Annotated in this window: 14 protein-coding genes and 1 riboswitch; of the genes, 10 read left to right on the forward strand and 4 right to left on the reverse strand. The window is 48.6% G+C overall.

Annotated features, from left to right (window positions below):
* The first annotated feature begins 30 nt into the window (after positions 1 to 30).
* Both AB1L17_RS08575 and AB1L17_RS08580 read left to right on the forward strand, forming a co-directional pair.
* The gene (locus AB1L17_RS08575) at positions 31 to 615 is read left to right on the forward strand and encodes a hypothetical protein (RefSeq protein ID WP_412844183.1); all 585 of its coding nucleotides are present in this window, start codon (positions 31 to 33) and stop codon (positions 613 to 615) included.
* 57 nt (positions 616 to 672) lie between these two features.
* Complete coding sequence (locus tag AB1L17_RS08580; protein ID WP_412844184.1) at positions 673 to 1,332, forward strand: hypothetical protein; 660 nt, start codon at positions 673 to 675, stop codon at positions 1,330 to 1,332.
* A gap of 273 nt (positions 1,333 to 1,605) precedes the next feature.
* Here AB1L17_RS08580 and AB1L17_RS08585 read toward each other — a convergent pair whose 3' ends face one another.
* Both AB1L17_RS08585 and AB1L17_RS08590 read right to left on the reverse strand, forming a co-directional pair.
* A complete protein-coding gene (locus AB1L17_RS08585) occupies positions 1,606 to 2,721 on the reverse strand; it encodes an aminopeptidase (RefSeq protein WP_412844185.1) in 1,116 nt (371 codons plus the stop codon).
* Positions 2,722 to 2,817: 96 nt separating this feature from the next.
* The gene (locus tag AB1L17_RS08590; RefSeq protein ID WP_412844186.1) at positions 2,818 to 4,017 is read right to left on the reverse strand and encodes an iron-containing alcohol dehydrogenase; all 1,200 of its coding nucleotides are present in this window, start codon (positions 4,015 to 4,017) and stop codon (positions 2,818 to 2,820) included.
* 274 nt (positions 4,018 to 4,291) lie between these two features.
* On the opposite strand from AB1L17_RS08590, the gene purC reads away from it, so the two are divergent.
* The 7 genes from purC to purN are packed head-to-tail and all read left to right on the forward strand — an operon-like array spanning position 4,292 to position 11,249.
* Positions 4,292 to 5,011 carry a phosphoribosylaminoimidazolesuccinocarboxamide synthase gene (gene purC / locus AB1L17_RS08595; RefSeq protein ID WP_412844187.1) on the forward strand — a complete coding sequence of 240 codons (720 nt, stop codon included), beginning with the start codon at positions 4,292 to 4,294 and terminating at the stop codon, positions 5,009 to 5,011.
* Positions 5,004 to 5,252 carry a phosphoribosylformylglycinamidine synthase subunit PurS gene (purS, locus tag AB1L17_RS08600; protein WP_007717324.1) on the forward strand — a complete coding sequence of 83 codons (249 nt, stop codon included), beginning with the start codon at positions 5,004 to 5,006 and terminating at the stop codon, positions 5,250 to 5,252. The genes purC and purS overlap by 8 nt, the downstream gene beginning before the upstream one ends.
* A 4-nt stretch (positions 5,253 to 5,256) precedes the next feature.
* Entirely contained in the window at positions 5,257 to 5,949 is a 693-nt protein-coding gene (gene purQ / locus AB1L17_RS08605; protein WP_412844188.1) for a phosphoribosylformylglycinamidine synthase subunit PurQ, read from the forward strand.
* On the forward strand, positions 5,930 to 8,173 hold the full coding sequence (gene purL / locus AB1L17_RS08610; protein ID WP_412844189.1) for a phosphoribosylformylglycinamidine synthase subunit PurL: 2,244 nt from the start codon (positions 5,930 to 5,932) through the stop codon (positions 8,171 to 8,173). Before purQ ends, purL begins: the two co-directional genes overlap by 20 nt.
* Positions 8,158 to 9,576 carry an amidophosphoribosyltransferase gene (gene purF / locus AB1L17_RS08615; protein ID WP_412844190.1) on the forward strand — a complete coding sequence of 473 codons (1,419 nt, stop codon included), beginning with the start codon at positions 8,158 to 8,160 and terminating at the stop codon, positions 9,574 to 9,576. Before purL ends, purF begins: the two co-directional genes overlap by 16 nt.
* 30 nt (positions 9,577 to 9,606) lie before the next feature.
* Positions 9,607 to 10,647, forward strand: coding sequence for a phosphoribosylformylglycinamidine cyclo-ligase (gene purM, locus AB1L17_RS08620; protein WP_412844191.1), 1,041 nt, complete (start codon positions 9,607 to 9,609; stop codon positions 10,645 to 10,647).
* Positions 10,641 to 11,249: a phosphoribosylglycinamide formyltransferase gene (purN, locus tag AB1L17_RS08625; protein ID WP_412844192.1), complete on the forward strand. Its 609-nt coding sequence runs from the start codon at positions 10,641 to 10,643 to the stop codon at positions 11,247 to 11,249. Before purM ends, purN begins: the two co-directional genes overlap by 7 nt.
* A 57-nt stretch (positions 11,250 to 11,306) precedes the next feature.
* Here purN and AB1L17_RS08630 read toward each other — a convergent pair whose 3' ends face one another.
* Entirely contained in the window at positions 11,307 to 12,242 is a 936-nt protein-coding gene (locus AB1L17_RS08630; protein WP_412844193.1) for a magnesium transporter CorA family protein, read from the reverse strand.
* A gap of 296 nt (positions 12,243 to 12,538) precedes the next feature.
* Positions 12,539 to 12,707: riboswitch (M-box (ykoK) riboswitch) on the reverse strand.
* 159 nt (positions 12,708 to 12,866) lie between these two features.
* Between AB1L17_RS08630 and AB1L17_RS08635 the strand changes: the two genes are divergently transcribed.
* Positions 12,867 to 13,256 carry a helix-turn-helix domain-containing protein gene (locus AB1L17_RS08635; protein WP_412844194.1) on the forward strand — a complete coding sequence of 130 codons (390 nt, stop codon included), beginning with the start codon at positions 12,867 to 12,869 and terminating at the stop codon, positions 13,254 to 13,256.
* Here AB1L17_RS08635 and AB1L17_RS08640 read toward each other — a convergent pair.
* On the reverse strand, positions 13,237 to 15,369 hold the full coding sequence (locus AB1L17_RS08640; RefSeq protein ID WP_412844195.1) for an EAL domain-containing protein: 2,133 nt from the start codon (positions 15,367 to 15,369) through the stop codon (positions 13,237 to 13,239). The genes AB1L17_RS08635 and AB1L17_RS08640 overlap by 20 nt on opposite strands.
* Between the last annotated feature and the right edge of the window lie 36 nt (positions 15,370 to 15,405).

Here is a 15,405-nt window from a genome sequence, read left to right on the forward strand (position 1 = left end):
TAAAAATAGTAAAAATAAAAAGGTGATCTCATGAATAGTTACATTAGGCGTTTCTTAGTTTTACTAATAAGTTTTTCACTATTAATAATAGCATCTTGTGAACAAAGCAATACGAATGCAAAAGTTACCAATAAGATTGATGTGCAAACGTTCAACTCAAAATTCTCACTTTTAAAAGAGAAATTTAAACCGGAGGGCTATATTGAGGTTACTGATGGTTGGAATATTAAAAATATTGTACCTGCTATTAATGATGAGCCTAAAGAGTCACTAGATCAATTTCATGATAATAATAAAACTTTAGTTTATAAAAATGAAAAAAATGGTGTAGTAATAATGCTTGGTGTGGCACCAGGTCCTGATGGAGATTTCCAATGGACGAATTCAGTTAGTTATTCACCAAATTTTTACAATACCAAGGACGAAAATAATGGTATTACTAGGGCGTATAGCGATAAATTTCCTAATACTATTGTAAATGTATATAATTTTTCAGGAAATGGGCTATCAGTAAGTATGGTTGCTATGACGTTAACATCGCAGGATGTAGATGTTCAAAAATTATATTCTGAATTCTTAATGATGTTACTGAATTATTTAAATAAGAAATCTTAATTTGGTTTTATAGCCTAATAGGTTATGAAATATATATGAATATTTGGAGGACTGATTATGGCATTTAAGAGAAAAGCGTTAGCTACCTTTGTTTTAGGATTTTCTCTCCTATCATCTAGTATTTTACCAACTACTTCTGCGTCTGGAGACATTACAACCTATACACCAGCAGGCCCAGATAAATATGATAGTCGAGTGGTGGGATCCTATGCAGAAGATGAAGAAGAAGGTTCTATTAGACCCTTAGATACTGGTATTTCCTACTATAGAGATGGGTATGTAAGAGGTACTGCTACTTACGAGTATAGTAAAGATGAAACGAGACATTTTTTAGTATACAAAGAGTATGTTACAGTTACAGATGGTACTGAATTAAGTGCAAAATATACATCGAGTGCAAAAGAAACTGTTCAGAGTACTCATGATTGGTCAGCTGGTGTAGAATTTCCCATAAAATTTGTAAAGGCTGATTTGGGATACAAGTTTGTTTCATCACAAACACATGAAGTCGTTAAAGGACAAGAAATTAATGCTACCTTTAAAAAGCCAGGTTCGTATGTTATTAGACTGTGGGCTGTTGCTGAGGTATACAATATATATGCGGATTGGCGTGCTAAAGTTTATCCAGGAGAAGATACAGTGGTAAAACAAAGGCGTATTGGAAGAATTAAAGTGCCAACACCATTTACACACACAGAAGTGAAAGAATCAAAATAGGAGTTATTAAATATGCGGAATTTACAAAAAAAGTGATCTCCCTATTTGCTAAGGAGATCATCTTTGGGAAAACTGAGTATTTCTCATTTTGAGGATGACTCAGTTAGATCGTTGACTACCACCTCAACAATCTAAACGTTATTTTACTGATTTATTGTTAGTTAGTAAAGTCACCCCGTTAGATCGATATGTAAGAAATGGGATTCGTAGTGAGTTTTATTTAAAAAAGGCAGGGAGCCTCGTCCCTGCCTTTTTCGCTATTCATGACACTTTTTAAATCAAATTCTCCGGATTCAAGCCTTCCAGCTCTGGCAAAACAAAAATACCGTCTTTTCTGATCAGAACATCATCAAACCAGATTTCGCCGCCACCGTACTCAGGACGCTGGATTTGGACCAAGTCCCAGTGAATGGAGGAGCGGTTGCCGTTGTCTGCCACTGTGTATGCATTACCTGGCGTGAAGTGGAAGCTGCCTGCGATTTTCTCGTCAAACAGAATGTCCAGCATTGGGTGGAGGATATGCGGGTTGAAGCCGATCGCAAATTCTCCGATATAGCGTGCGCCCTCGTCTGTATCGAGGATGTCATTCAGTGCTTTTGTATTGGAGCTGGTCGCTTCCACGATCTTGCCTTCTTTAAAGGTGAACTGCACATCGTTGAAAGTAATACCATTGTAGATCGATGCCGCGTTGTAGAAAATCGTTCCTTCTACGGAATCGCGCACAGGAGCGGTGTAAACTTCGCCATCCGGGATATTGCGCTTGCCGTCACATTTGATGGCATTGATTCCTTTGATGGAGAAGCGCAGGTCTGTTTTTGGACCGACGATACGTACACGGTCTGTGCGCTCCATCAGCTCTTTTAAAGGAGTCATGGCAGCGGACATTTTCGCGTAGTCCAGATTGCAGACGGAGAAGTAGAAGTCTTCGAAGCCCTCGAGACTCATTTTGGACAGCTGAGCCATTGACTTGTTCGGGTAGCGCAGTACCACCCAGCGTTTGTTCGGAACGCGCTCGTTAGTATGTACAGGTTGATACAAGACACGAGCGTAAATGCCCATTTTGTCTTCTGGTACGTCGGCGTACTCGTTGATGTTGTCGTAAGCGCGGATGGCGATGTAAGCGTCCATGTCTTTCATCCGGTCATACTCGTATTTTGCCATCAGGGCCATGTGCTCTTCACTGGTGCCTTGATAGAGCGCACGCATGATCTCTTGGTCTTTCAACGTAACCAAAGGCAGAGCCCCGACCGCAAACGATTCACGCACAAGGGCACGAACGAGTTCAGGCTGCAGGCCAGTATTTTCGATGAGGACTTTTTCGCCTTGTTGCAAGTTGAGCGAGTAACGGACGAGACGGCTTGCCAGTTCATTAATGCGTGGATCTGCCATAGGTAGTAACCTCCGTAGTAAAATAATTTTGATTAGTGATTAATTTGTATTATTGCACAACTGAACGAGGGCTCGCCAGTGTGTTTGATGCTTCAATTACAGGCAGGCTTCGTAGATGGCGAACACATCTGCTTCATTCAATTTTCGTGAGCTAGGCAGGTGCCCCACTCCCCGTCCACCGATATGAATAGCTTCCTCTGCCATGCGTGGAAGGGCTTGCTTGGTCACGCCGAAGTCAGACAAACGTTCAGTAATGCCCATGCTCGTATACCAGCGGCGAACGGCCTCAATTGTTGCTCGTGCTGCTTCGTCTTCGTCCTCCACGGCAACGCCAAAGCAATGACGTCCCATTCGTGCCAGTCTTTCTGGACGATCCTGCAAAATGACCTGTTCAAAATAAGGGAGTGACAGGATCGCCAGTCCACGACCGTGGGACATATCGTATATGCCACTCAACGGATGCTCGATTCCGTGCAACGGCATTCCGGCACCACGACCCCCCGCAGCAAATGGACTGATGCCCAGCGTGCTTGCCCAGAGGAGAGTGGAGCGAGCCTCTGCGTTGTCTGGTTGTTGGATCGCAGTGATGGAATGCTCGACAACGAGGCGAATGAGCGTCTCGGAAATACCGTCTTGTACGTGTGTTCCTTCCGCACTGATCAAATAGTTTTCAAATAGATGGGAAAAGATATCAGCGCAAGATTCCGCTGTAACGCGCGCTGGAACAGTAAATGTAACGGATGGGTCAAGAATGGCGATCTTCGGGTAGAGTGCTGGACCGTTGATCGAAGATTTTTCATGGGTATCCCAATGAGTCAATACACTGATATGGTTTGCTTCCGAACCTGTGGCGGCCACGGTAGGTACGGTCATGATCGGCAAAGCTTCCTGAACGGGTACCAGCAACTGACCAGAGCCGCTCGGGTTTCCCCGCATGTAATCATAAATCGGGCGACCGGACAGCGCTGCCGCCGCAATCGCTTTGGAGGCATCCATCACGGAGCCGCCGCCAATAGCCAGAACGAAGTCGCACTGATGCTCACGGGCAAGAGCAGCCCCGGCATCAACCGTTGCTGTACGTGGATTCGGTTCGATTTTGTCAAAAACAATATACGCGACTTGCGCGTCCTGTAAGAGGGCCTTGGCGCGGTCCAAGAGACCAGTACGTTTGGCCGCATTTCCCCCAGTGACGAGCAATGCTTTTTTGCCCATAGATTTCGCTTCTCGGCCCAAACGCGTAAGTTCGCCCATACCAAAATAGATTTTGGTGGGAAAAGACACTTCAAATGGAAACATCTGAATTCCTTCTTTCACGTATAGGTTGTACCACTGACAAGTGTAACATAAACAAAAGAAAAGAGCCTGCCCGAGGGTAAAGCCAGTAGGAAGCGTGTTTTAAACGAATGATAAGAAGTGCTCGTTAGAAAACATACAGTAAATCCCGAACGTTTGTCGAAGTCTATTCCAGCATTTTTCGTTGATAAATGCGTATGATTGTGTTTTAATGTAGTTGAATCGTTCGTGAATTAACCGAAACTCAACCTTTTTGACTGGGAAGGTGACTCCTACGGTGGAAAAACAGGAACAACTCTACGAAGGTAAGGCAAAGCGTATCTATCGGACCTCTTTGCCTGATCAGTACTGGGTAGAGTACAAAGACGACGCAACAGCATTCAATGGAGAAAAACGTGCGCAAATCACCGGAAAAGGTGAGCTGAACAACCGTATCACGGCAATTTTTTTCACCATGCTGAAGGAGCGGGGCATTGATAACCATTTTGTCCGTCTACTATCAGCTAACGAGCAAGTGGTTCGTAAAGTGGAGATCATCCCTTTGGAAGTCGTTGTTCGCAATATTGCGGCAGGCTCATTGGCAAAACGCCTCGGGATGGAGGAAGGAACTGTTCTTCCGCAGCCGGTTGTCGAGTTTTACTACAAGGATGACGCATTGGGAGACCCTTTGGTAAATGCCTCCCATATCAAAGTGTTGGGGATTGCGAGCGAGAGTGACCAAGTGACGCTTGAGCGAATGGGTCTGGCTGTGAACGAGGTTCTCGTGCCTTACCTGCGCGAGCGCAACATTACGTTGGTCGATTTTAAACTGGAATTCGGAAAAACAGCGGACGGGGAGATTCTCCTCGCCGATGAAATATCCCCGGATACATGCCGTTTCTGGGATTCGGTAACAAATGAAAAGCTCGACAAAGACCGCTTCCGCCGCGATTTGGGCAATGTGGAGGAAGCTTATAAAGAAATGCTTACGAGACTAGGAGGAGACGTACATGTTTAAGGCTGTTGTTTATGTAACATTGCGCGAGAGTGTTTTGGACCCGCAAGGACATGCTGTAAAAGGTGCTCTGCACACCTTGGGTTTTGATGAAGTAAACAATGCGCGTATCGGGAAGTACATGGAGCTGGAATTGAATACTTCTGACCGTGCGCAAGCAGAAGAGCGTGTACGTGAAATGTGCGAAAAGCTGCTGGCCAATACGGTGGTAGAAGACTATCGCTTTGATATCGTGGAGGGCTAAGGATATGCGAGTAGCCGTTATCGTCTTTCCAGGCTCGAACGCCGACATTGATTTGTTTAACGCAGTTGAAGATGTAATGGGAGTGCCTGTGGATTACGTATGGCATTCCGATACGGATCTTTCTCAATATGATGCGATTCTTTTGCCAGGCGGATTCTCTTATGGAGATTATCTGCGCTGTGGCGCGGTCGCTCGTTTTTCACCCGTCATGGAGCAAGTGGTGAAGGCAGCAGAAGAAGGCAAGCTGATCATGGGCATCTGCAATGGCTTCCAAATCCTTACTGAAGTCGGACTGTTGCCAGGAGCACTCTTACGCAACCGTTCACTCAAGTTCCGCTGCAAGCTGTCCGAATTGCGTGTGGAAAACAACGATACCTCCTTTACCCGTGATTTCGCGGCAGGAGAAGTCATCCAAATTCCGATCGCGCACGGCGAAGGAAACTACTATTGTGATGAAGAAACGCTGGCGAAGCTTAAAGTGAACAATCAGATTGTTTTCCGCTATCATGGCGAGAATCCGAATGGTTCTCTGGAAGACATCGCGGGCATTTGCAACGAACGTGGAAACGTACTTGGCATGATGCCTCACCCGGAGCGTGCCGTCCACTCTTGGATGACTTCCGATGATGGACGCCGCATGTTTACCTCGATTCTGAAGACATGGAGGGAACAGAACAGTGTCACAACTCACGCATAAAGAACCGACAGCCGAACAAATCGCCGATCAAAAGCTGTACAAAGAAATCGGTCTGACTGACGAAGAATATCAGCGCGTTGTAGAAATTCTCGGCCGCAAGCCGAACTGGACCGAGACAGGTCTGTATAGCGTTATGTGGTCTGAGCACTGCTCTTATAAAAACTCCAAGCCTGTTCTGCGTCGTTTCCCGATAAAAGGACCTCGCGTACTGCAAGGACCTGGGGAAGGTGCAGGTATTGTCGACATCGGGGACAATCAGGCGGTTGTTTTCAAAATCGAAAGCCATAACCACCCATCAGCAATCGAGCCGTACCAAGGGGCTGCGACTGGTGTGGGCGGTATCATCCGCGATGTATTCTCGATGGGTGCACGTCCAATTGCTCTGCTTAACTCGCTTCGTTTCGGGGAGCTGAAGTCTCCTCGCGTTAAATATTTGTTCGAAAACGTCGTAGCAGGTATCGCTGGCTACGGGAACTGCATCGGGATTCCGACTGTGGGTGGCGAAGTGAACTTCGACCCTACGTATGAAGGCAATCCGCTTGTCAACGCGATGTGCGTCGGCTTGATCGACCACGAGAAGATTCAAAAAGGGGTAGCGTCCGGTATTGGCAACCCTGTCATCTACGTCGGCGCAAGCACAGGGCGCGACGGTATTCACGGTGCGACCTTCGCATCCGAGGAGCTGACAGAGGAATCCGAGAAAAAACGCCCGGCAGTACAAGTCGGCGATCCATTCATGGAAAAGCTCCTGCTGGAAGCGTGCCTGGAGCTGATCGACACCGGTATCGTCGTCGGGATTCAGGACATGGGCGCGGCTGGCTTGACCAGCTCCAGCTCCGAGATGGCGTCCAAGGCAGGAAACGGAATCGAGATGAATCTGGACCTGGTGCCACAGCGTGAAGCGGGAATGTCGGCGTACGAGATGATGCTGTCTGAATCTCAGGAGCGTATGCTCGTCGTCGTGGAAAAAGGCAAAGAGGCAGAAGCGATTGCGATTTTTGACAAATGGGGTCTGGCGTCCGCTGTAGTTGGAAAAGTAACGGAAGACAGCAAGCTGCGCCTGTTGCATCAAGGTGAAGTAGTAGCAGAGGTACCAGTAGACAGCTTGGCAGATGACGCACCTGTGTACCATCGTCCTTCTGCGGTGCCTGCATACTACGAAGCAAATGCGAATGTAGATGTGTTGGCAGCGATCTCTGAACCGAAAGATCTGAATGTTACGCTGAAAAGCTTGCTGGCTCAGCCAACGGTGGCAAATAAAGCGTGGGTATACGAGCAATACGACCATATCGTGCGTGCAAACACAGCTGTAAAGCCTGGTTCTGACGCTGCTGTTGTCATGGTGCGTGGTACTCGCAAGGCCCTTGCCATGAGTACAGATTGCAACGGTCGCTATGTATACCTCGATCCAAAAGTGGGCGGTGCCATTGCCGTAGCAGAATCTGCGCGCAACGTCGTCTGCTCCGGTGCAGAGCCGCTGGCGATTACGGACTGCTTGAACTTCGGAAGCCCGGAAAAGCCTGAGGTGTTCTGGCAATTCGAGAAGTCGTGCGAGGGCATGAGCGAAGCGTGCGTAGCACTTGATGCTCCGGTCATCGGCGGAAACGTATCCTTTTACAATGAACGTAGCGGTGACGCGATCTATCCAACCCCAACGGTGGGAATGGTCGGCTTGATCACCGATGTTGACCATATTACGACCCAAGATTTCAAAAACGAAGGCGACGCGATCATCCTGTTGGGCGAGACCTTCGCTGAGCTGGGCGGCAGTGAGTATCAAAAGATGGCAACCGGCAACATTTCCGGACGTCCTCCACAAATCGATTTGAACAAGGAAGCGGCGGTGCAAAAGCTGGTTCTCACAGCGATTCGCCAAGGTCTGGTGAACTCCGCACACGATCTGTCCGAAGGCGGTCTGGGTGTGGCGCTGGCTGAAGCTTGCTTCGGAAAAGGCTTTGGTGCACAGGTGGCTCTTACGTCTGAGCTGCGTACTGACGTGCTCTTGTTCAGTGAATCTCAATCTCGCATCCTGCTCAGTGCATCCCAGGAGCAAGCGGCGGCGATTCTTGCATTGGCAGGTGAACATGGCGTACCTGCCGGGAACATCGGTACGGTCGGTGGCGATCGTCTAGTAGTGAACGTGAACGGTACAGAAGCGATCAGCGCTTCGATTCAAGAGGTGAAAGCAGCCTGGAAGGATGCGATTCCATGTTTGATCGGGTAATCTGGGACAAATTGAACGAAGAATGCGGCGTCTTTGGCATCTACAACCACAAAGAAGCATCCCAATTGACCTATCTGGGTCTGCATGCCCTTCAACATCGCGGTCAGGAGAGCGCAGGCATCTGCGCCTCCGACGGCGAGAAATGGTATAAGCACCGCGGTATGGGGCTCGTGTCTGAGGCATTTGGCAAGGGCGATCTGGAGAAGTTCAGCGGTCATATCGCGATTGGTCATACCCGTTATACGACGGCTGGCTCCAGCAAGATTGAAAATGCACAACCGCTGTTCTTCCGCTATGCACAAGGCAGTATGGCTGTTGCCCACAACGGGAATCTCGTGAATGCCGCTGTGCTTAGAAAAGAGCTGGAAGCAAAGGGCTCCATTTTTCAGACGACCAGCGACACAGAGGTGATCGCACATTTGATCGCTCGCTCTGCGTGCAAGGATTTGCCGGGAGCGGTAAAGGACGCCCTGCAATACATCAAGGGAGCGTATGCGCTTCTCGTCATGAACGAGAACCAGCTCGTGATCGCTCTTGATCCGAATGGCTTGCGTCCGCTGTCACTGGGACGTCTTGGCGACGCGATCACGGTCGCTTCCGAGACCTGTGCATTTGATATTATCGGCGCGCAGTATTGGCGTGACGTCCAGCCAGGTGAACTGATCGTCATTGATCGCGATGGCATTACCGAAAGCAAGTTTACAGAAAAGACACAGCGTTCGATTTGTACGTTTGAATACATTTATTTTGCCCGACCAGACAGTGACATCGACGGAATCAACGTCCACATGGCGCGCAAACGTCTGGGCAAGCAGCTGGCATTGGAATCCGCGATTGATGCTGATGTCGTCACAGGTGTACCGGATTCGAGTATCTCGGCTGCCATCGGATTTGCGGAAGCGACAGGGATTCCATATGAGATCGGCTTGATCAAAAACCGCTATGTCGGGCGTACCTTCATTCAGCCGAGTCAGGAGCTACGTGAGCGCGCTGTCTATCTCAAGCTGTCTGCTGTACGCAAGGTAGTAGAAGGAAAGCGCGTGGTCATGATTGATGATTCCATTGTTCGTGGTACAACGAGTAATCGGATCGTCCGCATGCTGCGTGAGGCTGGCGCCAAGGAAGTGCATGTGCGCATCAGCTCTCCGCCTGTCATGAATTCCTGCTTCTACGGAATCGACACCTCGTCGCGTGAGGAATTGATTGCCTCGACCAAATCGATAGAGGAAATTCGTCAAATCATTGAGGCTGATTCGCTGGCATTCCTGTCTGTTGAAGGAATGATCGATGCGATTGGCCGCACGGATTCGGCTCCCAATAGAGGACATTGCCTCGCATGCTTTAACGGAGAATATCCGACTGAGATTGAATTCGAAGAAGCGCTACCTGCGCTCAAATGCTAATACAAGCACCTCTTGCTAGGGGGAGAAACGATGAGTGAAGCATATAAACAAGCTGGCGTAGACATCGATGCGGGCAACGAAGCAGTCGAACGCATGAAAAAGCACGTGAAACGGACATTCCGTCCTGAAGTCTTGACCGATTTGGGTGGGTTCGGAGCGCTGTTTCGTCTGGATACCCAAAAATACGAGAAGCCGATTCTCGTGTCCGGCACCGATGGAGTCGGAACCAAGCTGAAGCTGGCTTTTGCGATGGATAAACACGATACAATCGGGATCGATGCTGTCGCGATGTGCGTCAATGACGTCGTGGTACAGGGCGCGGAGCCACTCTTTTTCCTTGATTATTTGGCTGTAGACAAGGTCATCCCGGAAAAAATCGAGGCGATTGTCAAAGGGATCGCGGAAGGCTGCTCGCAGTCCGGCTGCTCGCTGATTGGCGGGGAGACAGCCGAGATGCCTGGGATGTACGCAGAAGGTGAATACGACATCGCTGGCTTTACCGTAGGCGTCGTAGACGAGAGCAAAATGATTACGGGAGCGTCTGTAGCAGCAGGGGATGTGCTGATCGGTCTGGCTTCCAGCGGCGTGCACAGCAACGGCTTCTCGCTCGTTCGCAAGGTGCTTTTGGCAGACAAGGGCATGTCCCTGCATGACCATGTAGACGCATTGGGCAAAAAGCTCGGGGAAGAGCTGCTGACACCGACCCGCATCTACGTGAAGCAAGTGCTGTCTGTGCTTGAGTCCCATGAAGTGAAAGCTCTCGCACACATCACTGGCGGTGGTTTCACCGAAAACATTCCGCGTGTTCTTCCAGAAGGTACGCAGGCTGTGATCAACGTCGGCTCATGGCCGGTGCTGCCGATCTTCGAGCTGGTACAAGAGGCTGGTAACATCTCTTACCCAGATATGTACAAAACGTTTAACATGGGAATCGGCATGATGCTGGTCGTGAAGCCAGAAGATGCAGTAAGCGTCATGGAAAAGCTGCAACAGTTGGGTGAACAGGCATATCTGATCGGACATATTGAAGCAGGCGAGCGCAAAGTCGTTTACAACGGGGTGGAATGGTGAAAAGGCTAGCCATTTTCGCCTCAGGCAGCGGCTCTAACTTTGAAGCGATCGCTCAGGCAGTACAGGCTGGACGGCTGAAGGGCGTAGAAGTTGCCTTGCTCGTATGCGACAAGCCCGGTGCCAAGGTATTGGAACGTGCAGAGCGATTAGGGATAGACGCTTTTGTTTTCCAGCCGAAGGAGTATGCGGACAAGGCTGCATTTGAGAAGGAAATCGTAGCGCAGCTCCAAAAACGCGATATTTCCCTCATTGTGCTGGCAGGGTACATGCGGTTGGTAGGCGATACGCTCTTATCCAGCTATGAAGGAAAAATCATCAATCTGCATCCGTCGCTGTTGCCGGCTTTCCCGGGAAAAGACGCGATTGGCCAAGCGCTCGCTTACGGGGTAAAGATAACGGGGGTAACGGTACATCTGGTAGATGCCGGTCTGGATACAGGGCCGATCATCGCCCAGATTCCCGTAGCGGTGCAGGAGACAGATACCGCCGAAACTTTAGCAGCTCGCATCCATGAAGTGGAGCATGATCTTTTGGTGAAGGTCATTAGCCTTTTGGTGGACGAAAGAGTACAGCTTGCGGGACGGCTTGTCCAGCTGACTTAAACGAGAAAAAGAAGAAACCGACAGCCATTTCTGGTGTCGGTTCTTATGCGTTTACCTTCAAAAATACTTCTTTCTCCAAAACAAGAGCGCAGTTACTGTCGTAACCGTTGCAGAAGCGATCATAATGATCGTGAATGCGTGTGGATGATCCTGAAAAGGAAGCGCGACGTTCATACCGTAAAAGGTGCCGATCACCATAGGTAACGTGATGACGATGGTGATGGCGGTCAAGAGCTTCAATACGCGGTTGAGGTTGTTGGAGATGACGGAGCCGAAGCCGTTCATGATGTTCCCTAAAATGGCCGTATAGATTTCCGTCATTTTGATGGCTTGCTTGGTTTCGATTTTTACTTCTTCCAGCAGCTCCTTGTCATCTTCGTACATTTTCAAATAACTACCGCTCCGGAGCAGTGAGATTAACAGACTGTTCGTTTCCAAGGACGTCGAAAAATAGACCAGACTCTTCTGCAATTCAAGCAAGGTGAGCAGTTCATTGTTTTTCGTCGATTGCCGCAATGATTTTTCAAGGATTTCTGTCTGCTTGTTGATTTTTTTCAAGTAATGCAAATAATAGAGCGACGTATTGGATAAAATTTGCAGCACGAACCGATTTCTCATATGCGTGTGAAAGTTTTTCACTTTACCTTGGACGAACTCATTCATAGCGGCGGTTTCTACCAGACAAACGGTTAAGAAATAGTCTTCCATCACCATGATTCCCAGCGGAACGGTCGTATAATTGTCCTTATTCCCTTCCTTTGAGGAGATCGGTATGTCCACGTAGAGTATGACTCGGTTTCCGTCATTGTCGATACGCCCTATTTCTTCGTCATCGAGGGCATCCTGCAAAAAATCCAGATCAATCGCAAGCTCGCTGACCACTTGTTGCTTTTCTTGCTCTGTCGGATCGGTCAGATGAATCCAGCAGCCTTTTTCAAATTCATTGCGCTCTTCTATTTTACCGGTTGCATTTGTTTTATAAATGTTCAACATGGTTTTCCCATCCTTTCGCATGTAGCAGATCGGAGGCATTCGACCATGTTGCGCAAGCATGTCAAAGAAACACACTTACATACACTCGTCCAATAAAAGGAGAATGTCAAATAAGGTATGGGGAACATGCCGCAGCGCCACAAGGCCAGAAAATTCTCCGTACGTCATATTGATTGCAGTTATACATTCGGCAACTTGGACTACTATCCATGGGAACGTTCCCCCCTTTCGAAAATGAAAAACCCTCTAGGAGAACTCTAGAGGGGTAGATAGGCGCACGAAATAACACCACAGTATCTTTTCCCCCTAGCAGAGCTTTGGCACTATACAACGTAAAGGAAACATTCCTTAGCCACCTTAAGAAAAGCCTTAGTCCGGCAGTTCCTGTTCTACCCATTGGCATCTTTCGATATTTCCGGGCAGTGGCCTATGTTTGTATAGGAGCCTCACCTAACGAGGACTGATGATTGACTTTGTCATCGTATTCTTTTTCACCAGTTTTTGTCAATCATGTTTTCCTCGTCCTCCCTTCATGTTATTCATGTCCCTCGATGCGGTGTCGGCTCTTAACTACTACTGCTTCAATATAGTTTGTTATAATTTGGGAAAAGGGGAGAGGGTTTTATGAAAGAGCCGATGATAAAAGCCGTACTCATGCTTTGCTTTACCGTACTGATCGGGGCGTGGATTATTTCTGATGCTGTAAAGAGTATTGCTGCTTATGGAGATAATGCAACACACAATACTGCCGAGATTGCGAACACTCTTGCTGTTATTAGTAATCGATTGCATGATCTGCATCAAACCCAACTGCAGGGGAAGCAAGATCAAATACTAGAAACAGCAGAAGTAGCCGAATATTTGGGCATATCAGAGGTTGTACTGGCTCGACTTTTGCAAGATGAAGAGATTCCTGTTATCAAAATCAATGGTATCTATCGTTTCTCCAAGCGGGCGGTGGATCAATGGGTATACGAAAAATCATTAAACCGAGCTACCTATCAAAATTGGTGAAGGCTGCTGCCAACAACACTTCACACTCAGCTGCCGGGATGGGCTTGCTGAAAAAATAACCTTGAAAGGTGCGGCAGCCAAGCCCCCGCAAAAATTGCAGCTGCGCCTCGGTCTCTACGCCCTCGGCTACCAGCGAAAGGCTCAAGCTATGCGCCATGGCTGCAATGGCGGACACGATAGACGTATTGGATGCGTTCGTGGCCATGTTTCGCATAAAAGACTGATCAATTTTCAAAGAGTTGATCGGAAGCATCTGCAAGCAGCTTAACGAGCTGTAGCCTGTCCCGAAATCATCAATGGAAATATGAATGCCCATGGCCTGGAGCGCTTGCAGTCGTGGTATGACGGCATCGAGTCGATGCATCGCAATGCTCTCCGTAATTTCAAGCTCGAGGTAAACGGGATCGAGACCGCTTTTTTGCAACGTATTCTGCACCATTGTCACCAGCTGCTTGTCTTGGAGCTGGCGCATGGACAAGTTCACGGCGAGACGTACAGGAGGCAGGCCCTGCTGCTGCCATTCCACACATTGCTGACAGGCTTTTTCGAGCACCCATTGACCGATTGGGATAATCAACCCCGTCTCCTCGGCAAGGGGAATGAAATCGAGAGGGGAAACGATTCCGTACACAGGATGCTGCCAACGGATCAATGCTTCGAGGCCGACGATTTTTTCATGATCGTACTGCGGTTGGTAATACAGTTGAAACTCGTTATTATCCAATGCTGTTCGAAGCCCGGCTTCCAGCATCATTTTTTTGGCGAGAGCGACATTCATGTCGGGACAAAAAAACTGAAAGTTGTTTCTCCCATGCTCCTTGGCCTGGTACATCGCGGTGTCTGCATTTTTTATCAACGTCTCTGCATCGGTCCCATCCTGTGGGAACAAGCTGATGCCGATACTGGTCGTGACCACGAAGCTTTGTTTGCCCAGAAAGATCGGCAAGCAGAGCTTTTGCATGAGTTTTTCAGCAAAATGCATTGCCTCATTGTGAGCCATTCCAGGCAGGATGATGGTGAATTCGTCACCGCCCAGACGGCAAACCGTATCAGTAGGACCCACGCATTCTCGCAGGCGCTGGGCAATTTGTGTAAGCAGGCTGTCCCCGGTGGAATGGCCGAGTGTATCGTTAATGTATTTGAACCGATCCAGATCGAGGAACAGGATTGCAAGCGGCTGTGTTTCACGAGAGGAATAGGCGAGCGATTCTTCCAGCTTGCTTTGAAACAAGGAGCGATTAGGCAACCCCGTCAGCGTGTCATGATAGGCAAGGTAGTGAATCACTGCCTCGGTTTCTTTGCGTTTGGTTATATCCTTGGCAATGACAAAATAGCCGACAACCGTACCATTCACGACGATCGGGACTACAGTGGCGTTGAGCTCAATTCGCGCTCCATTTTTATGGAAAACAGAAATGTCGTAATTATCGGATATGCCTTCTTGTGAATGGCGCGACATCGAGAGGACGCGCCTGACGCCTTCTCTGTCTAGCAATTGTTGAAAAGGCTGATTGCGAAGGTCTAGCAGGCTGTATCCTGTGACTGCTTCAAATGCCGGATTCAGGTTCAAAAACTTGCCGGACAGATCGAGCCAGCATACGATGTCCGGGTTGTGCTCAAACAGTGATTTGTAGCGTTGTTCGCTAACCTCCAACCGTTGCTCGGCCCATTTGCGCTCCGTAATATCGTGCGTGACGATGAGTGCCCCAACAGGCTCTCCAGAGGCTTGCGTGAGGAGCTTCCCATTGGCTACGAGAATCGATACGGCTTTTCCGCTCGGCTGTGTCCATATTTCTTGGTCATTGACGATTTCCCCGCGTAATACTCGAACAGACGGCAACTCCCCAAAAGCCACAGGAGTAATACCGTCTGGATGGTAAAAGGAATAAGAGCCGTATGTTTGCTCGTGAAGATTGATCGGTTCGGACATGCCAAATTGCTTGGCAGCTTTGTTGAAAAAAAGGACAGTACCGTCAAGCCCGTAAACGGTCACACCTGCCTCCATATGCTCCAGGATCGGTTGTAAAAGAGTTTCGTGCAGATCTGAGGACGACAAGGCACCCAAAGAACCGTCAACAGGCGGAGAAAACAGCTGATTTCGTATAAAGTTCATAGGAGCCCCCGGACTGTTGGATTTTGTCAGTATCAT

Source organism: Brevibacillus jepli, from assembly GCF_047229145.1.
GTDB lineage: Bacteria > Bacillota > Bacilli > Brevibacillales > Brevibacillaceae > Brevibacillus.